Source organism: Citrobacter sp. Cm038 (genome assembly GCF_030333105.1).
Taxonomy (GTDB): Bacteria; Pseudomonadota; Gammaproteobacteria; order Enterobacterales; family Enterobacteriaceae; genus Citrobacter; species Citrobacter murliniae.
The window spans coordinates 696,854-717,173 of record NZ_JAOWGO010000022.1 but is presented as its reverse complement, the minus strand read 5'-3'; the positions used below and the strand labels follow the sequence as shown (position 1 = coordinate 717,173).

Sequence of the window (20,320 nt, the reverse complement as noted above, 5' to 3'; positions counted from 1 at the left end):
ATCAAAGAGAACGTTACCTTTATTTGATTCATGCCTCAGCCAAACGCTTGCGGTGGCGATTTTCTGCACTATTGTTACGCTTCGTCGGCTAAAACCAGCCCGGTTGCCACCGCATTGCGCGGCCCTTCTGTGCCTCGAATATTGCCCTGACCGGCAACGACGCCGTAATGCGACAGCGCTTCGGTGATCATTTGTGGGATTTCAAAATCCAGCGATGAGCCCCCCACCAGCACCACAAAGGTAATATCGCGGATAGAGCCGCCGGGTGAGACCTGGCGCAACGCGCGCAGGCAATTAGTCACAAAGACCTTATCCTTTGCCTGACGACGCACCAGGCGGATTTTCTCCAGCGACGTCTGGTTATCAATAGGGATAAGTTCACCATCTTTCAGATATACCACTTTGGCGAAAACAGAGGGACTTAGCGGCTCGCGAAAAAACTCCACTGCACCATTCTCGTGACGAATACTGAACAGACTCTCCACTTTCGCCAGCGGGTATTTCTTAATCTCCTCAGCCAGAAAAGGATCGTTCAGCCCCAGCTCCGTTTTAATCAGTAAACTGACCATGTTTCCTGCTCCTGCCAGATGCACCGCCTTAACGACACCATCACCATTAATAATGGCGGCATCGGTAGATCCTGCGCCTAAATCAAGGATCGCCAGTGGTGCTGCACATCCGGGAGTGGTTAACGCCCCAGCTACTGCCATATTGGCCTCCACACCGCCAACTTCAACGGACGTACCCAGTCGCGTACTCAGTTCGCTGGCGATCGCCTGCATCTGTAACCGATCGGATTTCACCATCGCCGCAATGCCAACGGCATTCTCCATCGAATGTTCCCCGGCGATACCGCCCAGGACTTTACGGGGGATAAAGGTATCTGCCGCCAACAGATCCTGGATATGTACTGTGTTCATATCGTGGCCGCTCAACGAGGCCATCACCTTACGCACGCGCTCAAGCATACCGCCCGCGTGCGTACCAGCCTCACCACGAATATCGCGTACAGGAGCACATCCGTTCATCGCCTGCATAATCGCCTGTGCCCCTTGCGACACATCGGCTTCGCCACTGCGCTTTTCTCCGCTGATAAAGATCTTTCCTGCCGGGATCACTCGCGACTGTACATCCCCCTGTGGCGTTTTCAACACCACGGCGGAACGGTTGCCAATCAGCGCCCTGGCAATCGGCACGATCGTCTGGGTCTCCTCAGGCGTCAGGGCAAAGAAGGTGGCGATGCCGTAGGGATTCGACAGCACCCGAACAACCTGCCCTGCCGCAGCGACTTCCACCGCAGCCAGCACACCTTCCGGTACCTTTTCCAGCAGCGTCACTTCATCGACTACCGGCAATGTTCGGTGTAGGCGATTGTTAACCAGCACGCCATCATCCTTTTTCAGGATCGCCGCCACGACGTTAACACCACGATCCAGTGCCTCATTCAACAACCAGACCGCCTCGAGAAAATCTATCTTTTCACCAACCAACGGGATCCAGCCCTGCGCAAACTGATCTTTGTTTAACAAAGCCAACTTTTCCAGAGCGATAGTGGTACCCATCCCTACCCCAACGCCACCCGGAGTTTGTGGGTTATGGCCAATCATTGTCGATTCCGTAATGATGGTTTCAGTGATCGTTTCCATCGCGACATCGCCAATCACTGGTGCGGCCTCGTTGATGCAAACTTTCACCACATCGCTAAGTGACCATGGCGTTTTATCCAGCGCCTGCTGCAAAGAGGCTATCACCCCGGCGATGTTGTCCCGCGTGCCTTTCATACCCGTCGTGGCGACAATCCCGCTGGCAACAAACCTGCCACGCTGTGCCAGCGCCACTTCTGTCGTGGCGTTGCCGATATCAATCCCCGCAACTAACGACATACTGCCTCCGTTATTGGCTGCCTTTCCGCAGCTTGTTTCTCTGCTGATACACCTCTGCTGACTCACGGATAAAACCGGCATTCACCGTAGCGTGCCAGGTGTGTTCAAGCTCATCAGCAATAGCCAGTAATTCCGTCATTGAAGAGCGAAACGGGCGTAGCGCGTTGTAAATTTCCAGAATACGGGCATCCGGAATGGCAATCAGTTCCGCCGCACGACGGAAATTGCGCGCAACGGCGTGACGCTGCATTTGCTCAGCTATCTGTGCTTGATACTCCAGCGTTTGCTGAGAAATACGCACATCCTGCGATCCCACACGCCCCGCCAACACATTCTCAAGGGTGATGTCAGTTAACGGTTTACCGGTAGGCGTAAGGATTTTCTCCGGACAACGAGTCGCTAACGGATAATCCTGCGCGGTCATGATGTTTTCGCTCATGGTCATTCCCTTACTAATGCAACGTGCAGCGTGACAGGAGAGGCGTCCTGCACCACATGTTTGGTTTCTTTAATATGAAACAACGCGGCTTTAGCCATAAATTTCGGCCTCACCATCTGATCATTCACCACCGGAACAGGCGAGGGTGACTCTTTACGCGCATAACGCGCAGCGTTCTTGCCGATCTGCCGGTAGGTTTCCAGCGTCAGTAGCGGTGCCTGAGAAAAAAGCTCAAGGTTGCTCAGCGGCAGTAAATCGCGCTGATGAATAACCGTTGTTCCTTTTGACTGGATACCAATACCAATGCCGGAACCGCTAAGGTTCGCCGCATCCCAGGCCATAAACGAAACATCCGAGGTACGCAGGATCCTGACCACCCGCGCATGCAGTCCCTCTTCTTCAATCCCGGCAACCAGCTCTTTCAGGATCGCCTTGTGCGGCATATCAATCAGGGTTTTATGCTGGTATTTATCAAAGGCCGGACCAACGCCAATCACCACCTCATCTGCGCGTTCGTCTGCCTTTGCCGCCTCTCCTTCACTGACCTGCAATGTGAAAACTGGCTTACGTTCAGTTGTGCATTCCACAGGAGTACCGCCTTATTCAATGGAGTTGGGCTGAACCACGCCCGCAATGTTTTTAATTTCCGCCCAGCGTTCAGCGGAAATGCGATAGCCGGTGCCAGGCCCCTGATAATCATTGATATCGTTGACGGCGCTAACCACATCGAACTGACGGTCAAGAATGGCAGATGTTTGCAGGTAATCGCCGGTGACACGCTGTCTCAACATATTGAGAATATTGCTGGCGATATCTTCAAAGCCACTGGCGCTTAATGCACCAACAATATCCAGCCCGGTAATATTGCGCTTCATCATCTCTTCCACCGCTGCCAGATCTTCCACGACATTGCGCGCAGGCATATCTTTGCTGCCGTGGGCATAGGTCGCGGCTTCAACTTCCTCATCACTAATCAGCGGCAGGCCCAGCTCGCGGAATACCGCCTGAATGGCGCGGGCGGCTTTATTACGGATAGCGATGGTTTCCTCTTCAGTGACCGGACGCAGACCACCGTCAACCATCAGATCGCGCTGCAGAATGTTGTAATCATCGAAGTCTTCGGCGTCAAAGTTCGACCCGGCAAACATGTTGTCGTAGTTCGGTACTGCGCTGTAGCCGGAGAAGATAAAGTCGGTGCCGGGCAACATCTGCATCAAGGTGCGCGCAGTGCGACGAATATCGGAGTGCGAGAAGGTCTGGTCATTCGCTGATGCCACTTCAAGGTCGAGCATCGAGGCAATCAGGTTTTCCGCCAGCACCGCGCGGATCCCCGACGGCACCGCGCCGGTCATCCCGATACAACTAACCGCACCGTTTTGCAGCCCCTGAACGCCCGCTCCCTTGGTGATAAAAATGCAGCGCGACTCGAGATAGAGCATTGATTTACTTTCTGAATAACCCATCAGCGCTTCAGATCCAGTACCGGAGGTATAGCGCATTTTCAGTCCGCGAGAAGCATAAGCCGAGGCGAGAAAGGCTTTTGACCATGGGGTATCATCGCCATCGGTAAACACCGACTCAGTCCCGTATACCGATACCGTTTCGGCGTAACTGGTGAATCCACGCATCCCCAGTTCCAGCTCCGTGGCTTCTTCAACAGAACATTGCGTAAGCACGCCAGGGCGACCACACTGTGAGCCAACCAGTAGCGCCAGTGCGTTAAACGGCGCATAGCGAGCGATACCCACTGTCGTTTCCTGTTCGGAAAAGCCACGGATCCCCGCCTCGGCAGCGTCGGCGGCAATCTGGACCGGATTATCTTTCAGGTTGGTGACGTGGCACTGGTTTGAGGGAGTTCGTCTGGCACGCATTTTTTGCAGCGCCATCATCATCTCCACCACGTTCATTTGCGCCATCACTTCCACCGCCTTCGCCGGAGTGATTGCGGTAGTAATCGCAATGATCTCTTCCCGACTGACGTGGATATCCACCAGCATTCTGGCTATGTCCAGCGCATCGAGCTGCATCGCTTGCTCTGTCCGGGAGACATTAATGGCATAGTCGGCAATAAAACGGTCAATCATGTCGAACTGTGCGCGGCTCTTGCCGTCCAGCTCAACAATACGACCATTTTCCACCTTCACCGACGACGCCGGATCGTAGGGGCTTTCCATGGCGATTAGCCCTTCTTCCGGCCATTCGCCAATAAGCCCATCCTGGTTTACAGGCCGCCGGGCAAGGGCTTCGAATCGTTTTGATCTTCTCATAATTTATAGACTCAAAAGATAAAGAATAGAGACGCTGGGCCAGATCGCCGGAGGATTAAATCCCCGGCAATCGCCTTTCATCAGCAATAGCCGAACTTTAAATGAGCAGACCAATAAAAAAATTAAATTAATTTCGTTCCAATTTGGTACGTAATTAAACTTCTTCGTTCCACATTGAAACGGCTATCTGAAATATTCACAGCGAATTGTGACAGGGTTAAATGATCATTATCAACAAATGCCAAAAGCAGTAAATAAACTTAATTTTTTAGAAAACCTCACCCTATTGACTTAATAACACGCAGCGCGAGAATAAAGAAAACCCACTAAAAAAATAGCTGACGCACAATATTTTTCGCGACCTCAGCCCTACAATCTTGTCAGGAGATAATGTGAATAAGACCCAACCCATCGCCACCATCACACTGGCGGCAGCAAAGAAAATGGCAGCCACAGTCGAGGCGAAAGCGCATGAAATCAACGTTCCGGTGGTCTTTTCTGTTGTTGATCACGGCGGAAATACGCTGCTGATGCAACGTATGGACGAGGCGTTTATCACCAGTTGTGACATTTCTCTCAATAAAGCGTATACCGCCTGCTGCCTGCGACAAGGTACTCACGAAATTACTGATGCGGTACAGCCTGGTGCTTCTCTATATGGTTTACAGCTAACCAACCAACAGCGAATAGTTATTTTTGGCGGCGGCTTGCCTGTCATATCAAACGGAAAAACAATCGGTGCTGTCGGCGTCAGTGGCGGCACTGTTGAACAGGATATGTTATTAGCCCAAAGCGCACTGAATTGCTTCTCTGAATTATAAATTAAACTTAAGAAGGTATATTATGAGCTATCGTATGTTTGATTACCTGGTGCCAAATGTGAACTTTTTTGGCCCTAATGCTATTTCCGTCGTCGGCGAACGCTGCAAACTACTGGGTGGGAAAAAAGCACTTCTGGTTACTGATAAAGGCCTGCGGGCAATTAAAGACGGTGCGGTAGATAAAACCCTCAGCCATCTGCGTGAAGCCGGTATTGAGGTAGTGGTTTTTGATGGCGTCGAGCCGAATCCTAAAGACACCAACGTACGTGATGGCCTGGCAGTTTTTCGTAAAGAGCAGTGCGATATTATCGTCACCGTCGGTGGCGGTAGCCCGCATGACTGCGGTAAAGGCATTGGCATCGCAGCCACTCATGAAGGCGATCTCTACAGCTACGCCGGAATTGAAACACTGACCAACCCGCTGCCCCCAATCGTTGCGGTCAATACCACCGCCGGTACCGCCAGCGAAGTGACCCGCCACTGCGTGCTGACTAACACCAAAACAAAAGTGAAATTCGTTATTGTCAGCTGGCGCAACCTGCCGTCTGTCTCTATTAATGATCCACTGCTGATGCTCGGCAAACCTGCACCACTCACCGCCGCCACCGGGATGGATGCATTGACTCACGCCGTTGAGGCGTATATTTCAAAAGATGCCAACCCGGTCACCGATGCCGCTGCTATCCAGGCGATTCGCCTGATCGCCCGTAATTTACGTCAGGCCGTCGCGCTGGGCAGCAACCTGAAAGCCCGCGAAAATATGGCCTATGCCTCTCTGCTGGCGGGTATGGCCTTTAACAACGCCAACCTCGGCTACGTGCATGCCATGGCACACCAGCTAGGTGGCCTGTATGACATGCCGCACGGCGTGGCAAATGCTGTTCTGCTGCCACACGTGGCGCGTTATAACCTGATTGCCAACCCGGAAAAATTCGCTGATATCGCCGGTTTTATGGGCGAGAACACAGATGGCCTGTCCACCATGGACGCCGCTGAACTGGCGATTCATGCGATTGCCCGCCTCTCTGCCGATATCGGGATTCCGCAGCATCTGCGCGAGCTTGGCGTAAAAGAAGAAGATTTCCCGTATATGGCGGAAATGGCGCTGAAAGACGGCAACGCGTTCTCGAACCCGCGTAAAGGGAATGAGAAAGAGGTTGCCGAAATCTTCCGCCAGGCGTTCTGACTGAAAAAGGGGGGACGCAATGTCACTTTCATCTCCAGGTGTGCATCTTTTTTATCACTCGCGCTGGCAGGATACTCGCGTGCTTGATGAGCTGTGCTGGGGACTGGAAGAGCAAGGCGTCCCCTGCAAGGCCATCAGTTACGACGAGAATGAGAGCGCGTTGGCGCTCAGCAAACGGGCAGCAAAAAGCTCGGCGCTGCGCGTTGGTCTCGGCCTCAGCGTGACGGGGGATATTGCCTTAACCCATGCCCAGTTACCCGAGGATCGTGCGCTGGTCTGTGGGCATATCGCTGCCGGAATCGAACAGGTTCGCACCCTTGGCGCCAACGCCGGTCAACTGGTCAAAGTTCTTCCCTTCAGTGAGATAACATAAATGTATCGCATCTATACCCGAACCGGCGATAAGGGCACTACCGCGTTGTTTGGTGGCAGTCGTATCGACAAAGATGATATCCGCGTTAATGCCTACGGCACCGTAGATGAGCTGATTTCCCAGCTTGGCGTCTGCTACGCTACGACCCGGCAAACAGAGCTACAGCAGGATCTACACGCCATCCAGAAAACACTGTTTGTGCTGGGCGCCGAGCTAGCCAGTGATGAAAAAGGTCTTTCCCGTTTAAAACAGACCATTGGCGAAGGGGATATTCAGACACTGGAGCAACTGATTGACCGCAATATGGCGCAAAGTGGCCCGCTTAAAGAGTTTGTGACTCCAGGGAGAAATCTGGCATCTGCGCAATTGCACGTTGCGCGAACGCTGACACGACGACTGGAGCGTATTCTCACAGCAATGGACAGAACAATTGCCGTACGCGGAGAGCTTAAGCGTTACATCAATCGCTTATCGGATGCACTCTTCTCAATGGCCAGAATTGAAGAAACTACTCCAGATGTTTGCGTTTAAACTGGCTGGCATCGATGTCGTACTGTTTCATCTTGCGCCACAGCGTGGTACGCCCAATGTTCAGCAGTTGCGACATCTCCTGCACACGCCCACTGGTAACACGAGCAGCGTGGATGATCGCCTCTTTTTCGATGGCGGTAAACGTCAGGCTGGCAGGAAGCAGCGACGATGCGGCCTCCAGACCTGGACGTTCGGCAAACAGATAATCAGGCAGATTGCTCAGGCGAATATGGCCGTTATCGCTGCTGATGGCGATATTCTCGATAATGCTGTTTAGCTCGAAGTCATTGCCCGGCCACGAATAAGCTACCAGTTGTGCCAGCGCGTCGTCGTCCAGTTTCAGACTGGATGAAAAGCGTTTCTTCAGGCTGTTAAGGCGCGTATGAATCAGTGCCGGAATACTGTTACGCCGCGCCCGCAGCGGTGGAATAACAATCTCAAAGGAGTGTAGTGCGTAATACAGCTGGCGGCTAAAGCGGTTTTGCTCCACCAGATTAGCAAGATCTACCGTGGTAGTGGCGATCACTTTCACATCAACCGGGATCAACCGACGGGCATCGAGGCGAGTCAACACCCCCTGCTTGATCACCTGTAACAGAGCAGATTGTAGCTCCGGCGCCAGATACTCAATTTTTTCCAGAAACAGCGTGCCACCGTTCGCCAGTTCGAGGCGACTCAGTCGACCATTTTCATCATCGGTTGGTGCACTGCCCGTAAAGTCCTGCCCCAGTACGCTGTTGGCATACAGCTGGCAGTTCACGGCAATATAAGGGCCGCTGGCACGTTCGCTTTCATTGTGAATGGCCTGACTGAGAAGCTCTTTACCCACCCCCTCTTCACCGCACAACAGGATCGGGAAACTTCCCCTGGCCGCCTGGCGACCAAAATGAATCAAACGCCGGGTTTCCGGATCATCCGTCGACATCTGTTCAAAAGTATGGCTAACCTTGCCCAGTTGACTGGTCATCAACTGACGCATTTGCTCAACCGGATGCAACAGCAAAATAAAGCTGTTGCCCTGTTCTTCTACAATCGGCTTCAGGGTAATGACCGCATCAACAAACTGATGCTGACTCTCAAAGGTGACTTCGACGTGATTCAGGCCGCGGGCATGTTTAATCGCACGACGCAGCAGGGTGGGTAAATTGACCAGGTCATTAATGTTTTTCCCCTGGCTGGCTTGGGCATCCAGATGCAACAGCATGGCGGCGCGTGCATTGAGAAACTGCAGTACGCCCTGCTCGTTCCAGGCCATCACGCCGTCATCCATACTCTCCAGCAATCCGTACATCTGATTGAGATGTCGGTTAGATTCGGCTAACAGGCTGTCGGTCAGCAAAGAATTACCGACTTCCCTGGCAATCGCCAGCGTCAGCGATAAATCAGAAATGGATTCATGCTCTACCAGGCAGCAAAGCGAAATCGAGCCAAACAGTCGCCCGTGGTTATCAAACACCGGCGTTGAGCAAAATGACCACGGATGTAGCGCCTGTTTAAAGTGCTGATCCCCGCTGGTTTTTGTCGGTTGTCCTGGCATTGTCGCCAGCGACAATGCACAGCTGCCAATGATGCTCTCAGCACAGTAGCTACCATCCAGAAACCCAAGTTCCGCCAGTTGTTCTACCGTCTGTGGATCGCCGCAACGGCTGAGAATACAGGCAGACTCATCCAGAATAAGCAGCGCGCAGGGACGTCCGTCCATAAACTCCCAGGCATCTTCCAGCGCAGCCTGGCCTATCGTCAGCAGCGCGGTCTTGCGTCGACAAATCGACTCAAAAGTCAGTCCCTGCGCCTGATGCGGCGCCTGCCACGTTTCCCGCTGCATAAACTTGCTGCAACGATGCCATGACTGGGCGATGACCGAAGAGACTTCCTTCCCGATGTCCTGAGTGTGCGCCGTCATATCCATTTCCGCTGTTTTACCATAGACAACCCCTCCGGCAGAGACTGTCAGAGGGGAGAAAAGATGCCGGAAAGAGGCTTACCGACGCCTGATTAACGTGCCAGCCACTGCTGCCCCAGCAGGTCCGCCGTCAGAATAGCGGCATGAACACTTTCTGGTGTCACCGGGAACGGCATATTGTGAATGGTTTCACCTTCCGCACAGGTCGCTTTAGCAACGGCATGAATCTTGTCGTCGATGCCTTCTTTTACGCCCATTTGCGCCAGCGTGACCGGCAGGCCAACTTTCTGGCAGAAATCCAGCACGGTTTCTATCTCTTCCATTGGGCTATTTTGCAGGACCAGTTGTGCCAGCGTACCAAACGCAACTTTTTCACCATGGTACAAATGGTGGCACTCTTCCAGAATCGTGAAGCCGTTATGGATCGCATGTGCGCCCGCGAGACCGCTGCTTTCAAAGCCGATGCCGCTGAGATAAGTATTCGCTTCCACGATACGCTCCAGTGCATCCGTCACCACGCCAGCCTGCGCTGCGCAGCGTGCCTTTTCGCCTTCTGCCAGCAACGTATCATAGCACAGGCGTGCCAGGCTCAGTGCCGCCGCCGTGGACTGCCCGCCCGCCATGCTGGTCGCTCTGGCATCGTAACAGGCTTTCGCTTCAAACCAGGTTGAAAGCGCATCGCCCATTCCGGCAACCAGCAGACGCACCGGCGCCCTGGCGATAATCGCCGTATCCATCACCACCATATCCGGGTTTTTCGGGTAGATCAGATACTCTTCAAACTCACCGGCTTCAGTATAGATAACGGACAGCGCACTGGTTGGTGCATCAGTAGAGGCAATAGTCGGAATCACCACCACCGGCAGCTTCTGGTAATAGCCAATCGCTTTGGCTGTATCCAGCGTTTTCCCGCCGCCAATCCCCACAACGCCACGGCAGCCATGTTGTTTCAAAATGGCAATCAGACGATTAATTTCCACATGGCTGCATTCACCATTAAAGCGTTCCGCATGACAGCTAATGTCGTGGCTGTGCAGGCCGTTGAGCACTTTCTCCCCCGCCAGCTTCATCACGAAGTCATCTGCAATCACGAAAAAGCTGTCCGCCAGATTTTTAGCGTATTGACCAAATAAGATAGAAGCGTCAGGACCCTGGAGATATTTGGCTGGAGATTGAATAACTTTTAGCATTCCTTTCATCCTCAAATAAGTACATGTTTTTACATGATGAGCCCTGGCGTTCACCTGTTTAGCCTGATGTAGATAGCAAAACGAAGGGGTACCGGAGCGATGCAATAACTGTATGGCGAGGCGTGAACAAAAAAATCTTTCGTCTTTTTGTTCTGATATGAAACAGATAAAAATGACTGACGTTCCATATTGGAACGATTAGCCCTGAAATTAATAAGGTTTGCGATCCCGATCCGCTCATTTAGCGCCGATGCCGCGCGGGTAACTAAAATCAGGTTTTGCGTTTCCTCCCCACCACCGTCGTAACCATCCGAAAATAGCATCCTGCAACGTATTACCCTCTCTAATACAAAGAGAAAAAAGTTGTTCGGGTTCGCATTGTGTAATTTTTTCGCACAATTACGTTCCATTTCGGAACAAAAAAGAACATTCACGTTCCGTAATGAAACTCATTTTGCATGTGTTTTTTTCCGCACTGACTCAGCCAAAATCTCTCCATCGCCTCCGCACCATGTCCATGCATCCGGGGGTTTGTTTTACTCTTAATCTCCAGGAGCCGTTATGTCTCAATTCTTTTTTAATCAGCGCAACCATCTCGTAAACGACGTTATCGACGGTACGATCATCTCCAGCCCGTGGAACAACCTGGCACGTCTGGAGAGCGATCCAGCCATTCGTATCGTGGTACGTCGCGACCTCAATAAAAATAACGTGGCAGTGATCTCCGGCGGTGGCTCAGGGCACGAACCCGCTCATGTCGGGTTTATCGGCAAGGGCATGTTAACCGCAGCTGTCTGTGGCGACGTATTTGCTTCGCCAAGCGTGGATGCGGTACTGACAGCCATTCAGGCGGTAACCGGTGACGCAGGTTGCCTGTTGATCGTTAAGAATTACACTGGCGACCGTCTTAACTTTGGTCTTGCGGCAGAGAAAGCCCGTCGGCTTGGCTATAACGTCGAGATGCTGATCGTCGGTGATGACATTTCGCTGCCGGATAACAAACATCCTCGCGGTATCGCCGGGACTATTCTGGTACATAAAATTGCCGGCTATTTTGCCGAGCGCGGCTATAACCTCGCCACCGTCCTGCGTGAAGCGCAATATGCGGCAAACAACACCTTCAGCCTTGGTGTTGCGCTCTCCAGTTGTCATCTGCCGCAGGAAACCGAGACTGCACCACGTCATCATTCGGGGCATGCAGAACTGGGAATGGGTATTCACGGTGAGCCGGGCGCATCCGTGATCTCCACCCAAAACAGTGCGCAGATTGTCAATCTGATGGTAGATAAGCTGATTGCCGTGCTGCCTGAAACCGGTCGCCTGGCAGTGATGATTAATAACCTCGGCGGCGTGTCGATTGCGGAAATGGCTATTCTGACCCACGAACTGGCAACCAGCCCACTGCACTCGCGCATCGACTGGCTGATTGGCCCAGCCTCGCTGGTCACAGCTCTGGATATGAAAGGCTTTTCGCTGACGGCCATCGTGCTGGAAGAGAGCATCGAAAAAGCGCTGTTAACCGAGGTGGAAACCACCAGTTGGCCAACCCCCGTACCACCACGTGAAATCACTACCGTGCCATCATCTCAGCGCAGTGCACGCGTGGAATTCCAGCCTTCAGAGAACGCGCTGGTAGCCGGAATCATTGAACAGGTCACCGGGACGCTTTCCGGCCTGGAAGCACATCTCAACGCGCTGGATGCCAAAGTGGGTGATGGTGATACCGGTTCAACCTTTGCGGCAGGCGCACGTGAAATTGCCGACCAGCTACAGCGTAAGCAACTACCGCTTGCTGATCTGGCCACGCTGTTCGCGTTGATTGGGGAGCGTCTGACTGTGGTTATGGGAGGTTCCAGCGGCGTGCTGATGTCCATCTTCTTTACCGCAGCCGGGCAGAAACTGGAACAAGGTGCTGAGGTTGCCGAAGCGCTGAATACGGGTCTGGCTCAGATGAAGTTTTACGGTGGCGCGGATGAAGGCGATCGCACGATGATTGATGCGTTGCAGCCCGCACTAACCTCTCTGTTGGCACAACCGCAAAACCTGCAAGCTGCTTTTGAGGCCGCACAAGCTGGCGCAGAACGCACTTGTCTGTCGAGCAAAGCCAACGCGGGTCGCGCGTCTTACCTCAATAGCGAAAGCCTGCTCGGTAATATGGACCCCGGCGCACATGCTGTCGCGATGGTGTTTAAAGCGCTGGCTGAGAATGCTCTCAAATAGTCCTTCAAAAAACTCAGGTGGTGAGGTGTGGCGGGTCCGGCTGAAAATTGCCGACGCGTTTCCGTAAGGCCAGGAGAGCCAGCATGAATGCTGGCTCAGGGCGCGCTTTACGGTGAGCGGAACTCGATTCAGGAATCAAATGTTCTCGATAAATGCGACAGGCGTTGGCACGAGTTCGCATGAATCTCTCTACTAACCCTATTAGCGATAAACGCGAATACCGCCCTCGACGCCACGGCTAAACAGTACCTGCCAAAGCTCAATGTCTCGGGCGCGGAAAGCTCCGGCGCATGCGCATAAATAGTAATTGAACATTCTTCTAAAAGTGGCGGAGTAATGTGAAGACAACTCTGGCCATGCCTGATTAAAACGCTGGTGCCAGGCCATCAGCGTTTTATCATAATCACTACCGAAGTTATGCCAGTCCTCCATCACAAACCGCGACTCACTGGCCTCGGCAATATGTGATATCGCCGGTAAACATCCGTTCGGGAAAATATATTTATTGATCCACGGATCTACACTCATCCCTTTTTTATTGCTGCCAATGGTGTGAAGCAGAAAGAGGCCATCAGGTTTTAAACAGCGGTCAGCGATACTGAAATAGGTATCGTAGTTTTTCGGCCCCACATGTTCGAACATCCCCACGGAGACAATACGATCGTAGTGCTTATCAAGGTCACGATAGTCCTGAAGCAGAATGGTAACATCCAGCCCGTCACAGCGCTGCTGCGCCATTTTCTGTTGCTCTTTCGAGATGGTGACACCCTCTACCGCCACGCCATAATGGCGCGCTGCATATTCTGCCAGGCCACCCCATCCGCAACCGATATCCAGTAAACGCATCCCCGGCTTCAGTTGCAACTTCTCGCAGATCATTTTTAATTTGGCATTTTGCGCATCCTCTAATGAGGTCGCATCTTTCCAGTAGCCACAGGAATATTGCATGTATGGATCAAGCATCAGGGCGAAGAGATCATTACCAATATCATAATGCTCTTTGCCGACAATCCAGGCCCGGCTGCGCGACTGCAAATTAAAAAGGCGTGCACTGGCAATGCGTAAAATATCTTTCAGATTGCCCGGCATTTTTTGATCGAGTTTTGCTTTGAGGATCTTGCAGAACAGAATATCGAGCCGTTCGCAGTCCCACCAGCCTTCCATATAGCTTTCGCCAAGCCCTAAAGAACCTTGTTGCAGTACCCGTTTAAAGAAACCGGCATGATGAAGTTGAATATCCCAGGCACGCGAACCATTGATCTGGATATCAGCCTGCTGGAGCAGCTCTTTCCCCATCCGCGTCCAATTATCATTTGTTTCATTTACGATTACAGCATCTGAACAAAGCGTGTCCATGGTCTTTACCAAAAGTGGGCTAATAATTCTTAGGCAAGATTATTATGGAAAACAGAGTGTATGTATTATGATTTGCGGACAAGATCTATCGAGTAGAGGCCACATAACCGGGAGCATTACGTATTTCTTTATGGAAACCATCAAGCAGAAACAGTGGAATTCCTTCCCGGATGACTCAATGGCAGAACTGCCGCAGGATGTTTACTTTCGCTCATATGTCCTTGAAGCGAATAACCATGTACCGCAGCACTCACACTCTTTTACCCAGTTTCATTTTGCCCGCAAGGGAAGCATGCGTATTGATGTCGCCGGCAAATGCTGGATAATCCCCGCGCATTATGGAATCTGGATCCCTCATAATATTGAACATGCGGTATGGGCGCTGGATGATGTTCATTTAGAGAATCTGGATATTAAACCGGACTTTCTGGAGAAACGTATTGATGAGTGTAAAGTGGTCGCCATCAGTGATTTCGCCCGAGAGTTTATTCATTACGCGACCAACTTAATTTCGGGCCATTACGATCGTCAGTCAAAAGAAGGGAAGCTGGTCAGCGTATTGGTCGATATTATTTTGCAGTTACCGGAAGTTGCCTTTGTATTACCCTGGCCACAGGATCGCGAATTAACAAAAATCTGCCGGACAATACAGGAATCCCCCGCGCTGGAGCATTCGTTAGAGTACTGGGCGCAGCATCTCGGCATGTCGCCTCGCACATTTTCGCGCCATTTCAAAAAAGAAACGGGATTACCTTTCAGCGTCTGGAAGCAAAAAATGCGGATTCTGGAATCCGTATTAATGCTTAAGAAAAATAAAAGCGTGACCGCCGCCGCACTCGACGTGGGTTATTCGAGCACCGCGGCATTTAGCTACGCGTTTCGCCAGGCCTTTGGCGTTCCTCCGTCTAATTATTGATCAGCGGCTTTGCGTTGGTGCCAGTAAGCAGCTGCACGTACCAGTTGCTGATCGAACTCCTCGGTTTCAAAGCGGGCACTCAGGTTTTTCACCACTTTTCCTTCGCCTGTTATCCAGATGAAATAATCTTCTGCAGGTACATTTAGTTGCGCCAGCACGTCGTTCACCGCCTGCTCGTTGTGACCGACAAACCACTGGATAGCAAACCCGTCGAGGTGGGAAAGATAATCCTGGCAGGCTGCATCCTGCACGCTCACCAGTGCAGTCACCTCTGGACGCACCGCTAAACGACTCAGCGCTTCCAGGCGGCGGCGCAGAGCTGGCATTCCCGACTCATCACACACGTAAACCTGATACGCATAGTCTTCTGGTACCACCAGAGAACCGCGTGGTCCACCGATTGTCAGCTTGTCACCTTCACGGGCGTTCATCGCCCAGGTACTCGCCACGCCGCCGTCATGAATGAAGAAATCCAGCGCCAGCTCATGACGCGATTCATCATACAGCGGCGTGTAATCCCGGGATGCAGGACGGACTCCCTCTGCCCAGACAATGCCCTCATCCGTCACCACTGGTGGCACAAAATGCGTACCCGGTTCAGGAAAAAAGACTTTGGAGTGATCATCAAAACCGCGTGAGCTAAAGCCATCCAGTGCGTCACCGCCAAGAACGATACGCTGAAAACCCGCGCTTATGCGTTCAACGCGCAGGACTGAGAGTTCGCGAAAGCGCAGTTCATTACGAACGCGCTGTGGGTAGCGTGGGGTATTTTTTGTCATTTTTCCGCCTTCGTGAAAATAATACGATATATCTAATTTAATTTTTAAATGATAATGATTGCTAGTTACAAATATTGCAAGCACTTTTTTTGATATAGTCTCGCTCTGCTTATCAGAACGACAATACCGAATCAAAAGCCATAAAAATCAATATATTATAATCAATAAAAATAACACCCTTGCAAAACACCAATTTTTAGATATAAATTAGATATATCTAAACAACATCAGGAGAAGATGATGCAAAACCAACATGAAGGTTGCTGCAAAAATGCAGAACACCAACACGAAGGATGCTGCAAAGGTGAAGGGCATCACCACGAAGGCCATGACACCGAGCATCACCATCAGGGTTGCTGCAAAAGTGAAGAACATCGCCACGAAGGTTGTAACAAAGAGCACCACCACGAGCACGGCTGCGGACATCGCCATGGCCGGGGCGGCGGCGGCCGTCGTCAGCGCTTTTTCGGCCACGGCGAATTGCGCCTGGTGATTCTGGATATTTTGACCCGCGATGCCAGCCACGGCTATGAACTGATCAAAGCCATCGAAACACTGACCCAGGGTAATTACACACCAAGCCCCGGCGTGATTTATCCGACGCTGGATTTTTTGCAGGACCAGGAACTGATTGTCATCAACGATGAAGAAAGCGGACGTAAACAGATAACGATCACCACGCAAGGTCAGCAGTGGCTTGATGAAAACCGTGAGCATCTGGAACATATCCACGAACGCATTAAAGCGCGTTGTGTGGGTTTTGAATTACGTAAAAATCCGCAAATGAAACGGGCGCTGGATAACTTCAAGGCCGTACTGGATCTGCGGGTTAATCATGGTGATACCAGCGATGCGCAGATCAAAAAAATCATCGGTATTATCGATCGTGCCTCACTGGACATCACCCAGTTAGATTAAAACAAACCGGTCAAAAGGCGGAACCCGTTGTTCCGCCTTCACACCTGAGGTTAATGCAGGACCGTTACGGCATCTTCCAGACGCCCGGCACGATGTTTCACCATCGCTGAAATGTGGGCACTCTCTTCGACAAGTTCTGCATTTTTCTGCGTAATGCTGCTTAATTCATTCACCGCGCGAGTCAGGCTGGAAAGCCCATCCGCCTGTTCCAGCGTGGAGTGGCTGATTTGGGCAATCAGTTGGGTAACGTTTTGTACCTGCGCCACAATGTCGTCCATTGTGCGCCCGGCTGCGTGAACCTGATCGGAACCGGACTGCACTTTGTCAGCGCTGGCATCGATCAATTTGCGGATGTCATTCGCCGCACTGGCGCTACGGCTGGCAAGATGGCGTACCTCTCCCGCCACCACGGCGAACCCTTTCCCCTGCTCACCCGCTCGCGCGGCTTCAACCGCTGCGTTCAACGCCAGAATGTTAGTCTGGAAGGCAATATCGTTAATCAGAGTAGTGATAGTGCCGATCCGCTGGGTGCTATTAGCAATATCGTCCATTGTTTTAATGACGGTGTCCATCGCCTCACCACCCTGCGTTGCCGCACTGCTGGCTGCAATGGAGAGCTTGTCGGCAGCGGATGCAGTCGCTGAGTTTTGCTTCACCGACGCCGCCATCTGGTTCATCGTCGTCACCGTTTCCTGCACATTTTCTACCGTCTGTTGCGTGTGCCGGTTCAAATCATCACTGCCTTTTGCCAGCGTTTCGCTGTCGTTACGCACACAGGAAACCTGGCTTGAAACATCATGGATAAGCCAGCGACACATTAATCCCAGTTGCCCCACTGACCGTAACATCAGCCCCAATTCATCGCTGCGGTTAAGGTGCGACACGCTATTGCGCTCTCCGGTCGCGACTTTCAGCGCCTGACGGGCAACATTCTCGATTGGGCGTACAATTTGCCATTCGAAGATCGTCGTTCCAGCCAGCATCACCAGCGCACTCATCAGCAGTAGCGGCCATTCAGCCCCCATCTGCTGCAACGCAACGGCCAGCACGGCAAACATCAATGCCATCACACTACGTACCCGCCAGCGAACCGGAAGCGACGGGAGTTTACCCAGCCAGCCTTTACGCACCACCAGCCCTTTATGAATACGCCTGTTACAACGCCCTTCATTCAGCGCCTTATATAAAGGCTCTACCGCAGCGATCTCTTCATCCGTCGCCCGGGTCCGGATGGACATATACCCGGTAACATGTCCTTCCCGCACCATCGGCACCGCGTTGGCTCTCACCCAATAGTGATCGCCATTTTTACGCCGGTTTTTCACAATCCCACTCCACGGCTCGCCCTGCTGCAGCGTGTACCACATATCCGCAAACGCCGCTTTTGGCATATCCGGATGACGAACCAGGTTATGCGGCTTACCGAGCAATTCGTTCAGCTGATAGCCGCTGACCTGAACAAAGGTATCGTTCGCATGGGTAATATAGCTTTGTAAATCGGTGGTCGACATGAGGGTGATATCATCATCCAGCGGTGTATTTTGCTGACTAACGTAGGGATGAGAAGACATGGTTGCGTCCTGTGCAGGTTATCTGGTTGTTAACTCTTTCGGCTTATGTTATTTCGGCGCTAATCTTTTTAACTTTAGTTGTTAAATTTGATTTAGATCGCAATTTGCGATTAAACCTCAAAATCTGTATGTTTTCTAATTCATTGATTTAAAATACTTTCATAACGAAACTATTCAACAACACTTCACTCCACGCACTGCAATAGTGCAATTTTTGCCCACTTTTAGCGCAGTAGGCCACTTTTCCCGTCTGTTTTCTGGCTGTAAACCTGGGCAAAATACCAGCAAATGTTAATGCTTGAGATTAAATGTTGCACAAGCGAGTTATTTCCTGGCGTTTATCCCGATTTTCGTTAAGCGCGCCGGGATGGCGCAATCCCTGCAATACTTAATTCAGTATCATGTGATACGCGAGCTCCGGGAGCATATTTTGAACAGGTTACCTTCCAGCGCATCGGCTCTGGCCTGCAGCGCACACGCACTGAATCTCATTGAGAAGCGAACGCTTGATCATGAGGAGATGAAAGCACTTAACCGAGAGGTGATTGATTACTTCAAAGAGCATGTTAATCCGGGGTTTTTAGAGTATCGAAAATCTGTAACTGCCGGCGGGGATTACGGAGCCGTAGAGTGGCAAGCGGGAAGCCTGAATACGCTTGTCGACACCCAGGGACAGGAGTTTGTCGATTGCCTGGGGGGTTTTGGAATTTTCAACGTGGGGCACCGTAATCCAGTAGTGGTCTCCGCCGTACAGAATCAACTCGCGAAACAACCTCTGCACAGCCAGGAATTGCTTGATCCATTACGAGCCATGCTGGCAAAAACGCTTGCCGCGCTGGCACCCGGAAAGCTGAAATACAGTTTCTTCAGCAACAGTGGGACCGAGTCAGTCGAAGCGGCACTGAAGCTGGCGAAAGCGTACCAGTCACCGCGCGGCAAATTTACGTTTGTTGCCACCAGTGGCGCTTTCCACGGAAAATCGCTGGGCTCGCTGTCCGCCACGGCTAAATCCACCTTCCGTAAACCATTTATGCCGCTGCTGCCGGGCTTCCGTCATGTTCCTTTTGGCGATACTGACGCGATGCGCACCGTACTCAGCGAGTGTAAAAAAACAGGTGACGATGTGGCTGCCGTTATTCTGGAGCCGATTCAGGGTGAAGGCGGAGTGATCCTACCGCCGCAGGGGTATTTGACCGCCGTACGTAAACTCTGCGATGAGTTTGGCGCGCTGATGATCCTCGACGAAGTACAAACAGGCATGGGGCGTACCGGTAAGATGTTCGCCTGCGAACACGAAAACGTGCAGCCCGACATCATGTGTCTGGCAAAAGCGCTGGGCGGCGGTGTAATGCCCATTGGGGCGACAATCGCGACTGAAGAGGTGTTCTCCGTTTTGTTTGATAACCCCTTCCTGCACACCACCACCTTTGGCGGCAACCCGCTTTCCTGTGCGGCGGCGCTGGCAACTATCAATGTTCTGCTGGAGCAAAATTTACCAGCCCAGGCAGAACAGAAAGGCGATATGTTGCTGGATGGCTTCCGACAGCTGGCGCGGGAATACCCGGACCTTGTGCATGACGTACGTGGGAAAGGCATGCTAATGGCGATTGAATTTGTCGATAATGAGATAGGTTACAACTTTGCCAGTGAGATGTTCCGCCAGCGGGTACTGGTGGCCGGAACACTGAATAACGCAAAGACGATCCGTATCGAACCGCCGTTAACATTAACAATCGAGCAATGCGAACTGGTAATACGATCAACGCGCAAAGCCCTGGCTGCATTACGGGTGAGCGTGGAGCAAGTGTGACAGATGCCGGATGGCGGCTACGCCTTCTCCAGCCTACAGCAGCACCATACCGTAGGTCGGAGTAGATGCGTTAGTACTGCCATCCGGCAATTTCTTCGCAGGCATACGCATCTTTTTTGAATCCCATCACAATCACGCCATTCCCCTTTTCCCTTTT

General features: G+C 52.0%; 17 protein-coding genes. 8 read left to right on the top strand and 9 right to left on the bottom strand.

All coding sequences use genetic code 11. The annotated features are described in order from the left end of the window. Positions 1-74: 74 nt before the first annotated feature. The 4 genes from OGY01_RS14730 to OGY01_RS14715 are packed head-to-tail and all read right to left on the bottom strand — an operon-like array spanning position 75 to position 4,589. Positions 75-1,883, bottom strand: coding sequence for a diol dehydratase reactivase subunit alpha (locus OGY01_RS14730; RefSeq protein ID WP_286493275.1), 1,809 nt, complete (start codon positions 1,881-1,883; stop codon positions 75-77). A 10-nt stretch (positions 1,884-1,893) separates the two neighbouring features. After that, positions 1,894-2,322: a glycerol dehydratase small subunit DhaB3 gene (locus OGY01_RS14725; protein ID WP_045447790.1), complete on the bottom strand. Its 429-nt coding sequence runs from the start codon at positions 2,320-2,322 to the stop codon at positions 1,894-1,896. Positions 2,323-2,324: 2 nt separating this feature from the next. After that, entirely contained in the window at positions 2,325-2,909 is a 585-nt protein-coding gene (locus OGY01_RS14720) for a propanediol/glycerol family dehydratase medium subunit (protein WP_048220523.1), read from the bottom strand. A gap of 12 nt (positions 2,910-2,921) precedes the next feature. Continuing rightward, positions 2,922-4,589, bottom strand: a complete 1,668-nt coding sequence (locus OGY01_RS14715; protein ID WP_045447796.1) for a propanediol/glycerol family dehydratase large subunit — start codon at positions 4,587-4,589, stop codon at positions 2,922-2,924. A 392-nt stretch (positions 4,590-4,981) separates the two neighbouring features. Between OGY01_RS14715 and OGY01_RS14710 the strand changes: the two genes are divergently transcribed. Genes OGY01_RS14710 through OGY01_RS14695 form a run of 4 tightly spaced genes read left to right on the top strand, consistent with a single transcriptional unit; the run spans position 4,982 to position 7,500 of the window. Continuing rightward, complete coding sequence (locus OGY01_RS14710) at positions 4,982-5,410, top strand: GlcG/HbpS family heme-binding protein (RefSeq protein ID WP_200010031.1); 429 nt, start codon at positions 4,982-4,984, stop codon at positions 5,408-5,410. Between the two features lie 22 nt (positions 5,411-5,432). Continuing rightward, positions 5,433-6,596, top strand: a complete 1,164-nt coding sequence (gene dhaT / locus OGY01_RS14705) for a 1,3-propanediol dehydrogenase (protein ID WP_045447806.1) — start codon at positions 5,433-5,435, stop codon at positions 6,594-6,596. A 19-nt stretch (positions 6,597-6,615) separates the two neighbouring features. Further along, a complete protein-coding gene (locus tag OGY01_RS14700; RefSeq protein WP_045447809.1) occupies positions 6,616-6,969 on the top strand; it encodes a glycerol dehydratase reactivase beta/small subunit family protein in 354 nt (117 codons plus the stop codon). Then, positions 6,970-7,500 carry a cob(I)yrinic acid a,c-diamide adenosyltransferase gene (locus OGY01_RS14695; RefSeq protein ID WP_225761440.1) on the top strand — a complete coding sequence of 177 codons (531 nt, stop codon included), beginning with the start codon at positions 6,970-6,972 and terminating at the stop codon, positions 7,498-7,500. On the opposite strand, the gene dhaR is transcribed toward OGY01_RS14695, so the two are convergent. Then, positions 7,478-9,403, bottom strand: coding sequence for a dihydroxyacetone kinase operon transcriptional regulator DhaR (dhaR, locus tag OGY01_RS14690; protein ID WP_045449791.1), 1,926 nt, complete (start codon positions 9,401-9,403; stop codon positions 7,478-7,480). The genes OGY01_RS14695 and dhaR overlap by 23 nt on opposite strands. 92 nt (positions 9,404-9,495) lie before the next feature. Beyond that, positions 9,496-10,593, bottom strand: a complete 1,098-nt coding sequence (locus OGY01_RS14685) for a glycerol dehydrogenase (protein WP_045447815.1) — start codon at positions 10,591-10,593, stop codon at positions 9,496-9,498. 561 nt (positions 10,594-11,154) lie between these two features. Here OGY01_RS14685 and OGY01_RS14680 point away from each other — a divergent pair. Then, the gene (locus OGY01_RS14680; RefSeq protein WP_045447818.1) at positions 11,155-12,813 is read left to right on the top strand and encodes a glycerone kinase; all 1,659 of its coding nucleotides are present in this window, start codon (positions 11,155-11,157) and stop codon (positions 12,811-12,813) included. A gap of 201 nt (positions 12,814-13,014) precedes the next feature. On the opposite strand, the gene cfa is transcribed toward OGY01_RS14680, so the two are convergent. Next, on the bottom strand, positions 13,015-14,169 hold the full coding sequence (cfa, locus tag OGY01_RS14675; RefSeq protein WP_045447821.1) for a cyclopropane fatty acyl phospholipid synthase: 1,155 nt from the start codon (positions 14,167-14,169) through the stop codon (positions 13,015-13,017). 67 nt (positions 14,170-14,236) lie between these two features. Here cfa and OGY01_RS14670 point away from each other — a divergent pair, with 67 nt between their 5' ends. Further along, positions 14,237-15,085 (top strand): helix-turn-helix domain-containing protein, encoded by an 849-nt coding sequence (locus OGY01_RS14670; RefSeq protein WP_045447824.1) that lies wholly within the window; start codon positions 14,237-14,239, stop codon positions 15,083-15,085. Here OGY01_RS14670 and OGY01_RS14665 read toward each other — a convergent pair. After that, positions 15,079-15,864 carry a siderophore-interacting protein gene (locus OGY01_RS14665; protein WP_286493274.1) on the bottom strand — a complete coding sequence of 262 codons (786 nt, stop codon included), beginning with the start codon at positions 15,862-15,864 and terminating at the stop codon, positions 15,079-15,081. The two genes, OGY01_RS14670 and OGY01_RS14665, sit on opposite strands and share 7 nt — an antisense overlap. 237 nt (positions 15,865-16,101) lie before the next feature. Here OGY01_RS14665 and OGY01_RS14660 point away from each other — a divergent pair, with 237 nt between their 5' ends. Further along, a complete protein-coding gene (locus tag OGY01_RS14660; RefSeq protein ID WP_167493935.1) occupies positions 16,102-16,782 on the top strand; it encodes a PadR family transcriptional regulator in 681 nt (226 codons plus the stop codon). Positions 16,783-16,832: 50 nt separating this feature from the next. Here OGY01_RS14660 and OGY01_RS14655 read toward each other — a convergent pair whose 3' ends face one another. Beyond that, entirely contained in the window at positions 16,833-18,353 is a 1,521-nt protein-coding gene (locus OGY01_RS14655) for a methyl-accepting chemotaxis protein (protein WP_200010037.1), read from the bottom strand. A 430-nt stretch (positions 18,354-18,783) separates the two neighbouring features. On the opposite strand from OGY01_RS14655, the gene ygjG reads away from it, so the two are divergent. Then, positions 18,784-20,163, top strand: a complete 1,380-nt coding sequence (gene ygjG / locus OGY01_RS14650; RefSeq protein ID WP_167493934.1) for a putrescine aminotransferase — start codon at positions 18,784-18,786, stop codon at positions 20,161-20,163. Positions 20,164-20,320: the final 157 nt, after the last annotated feature.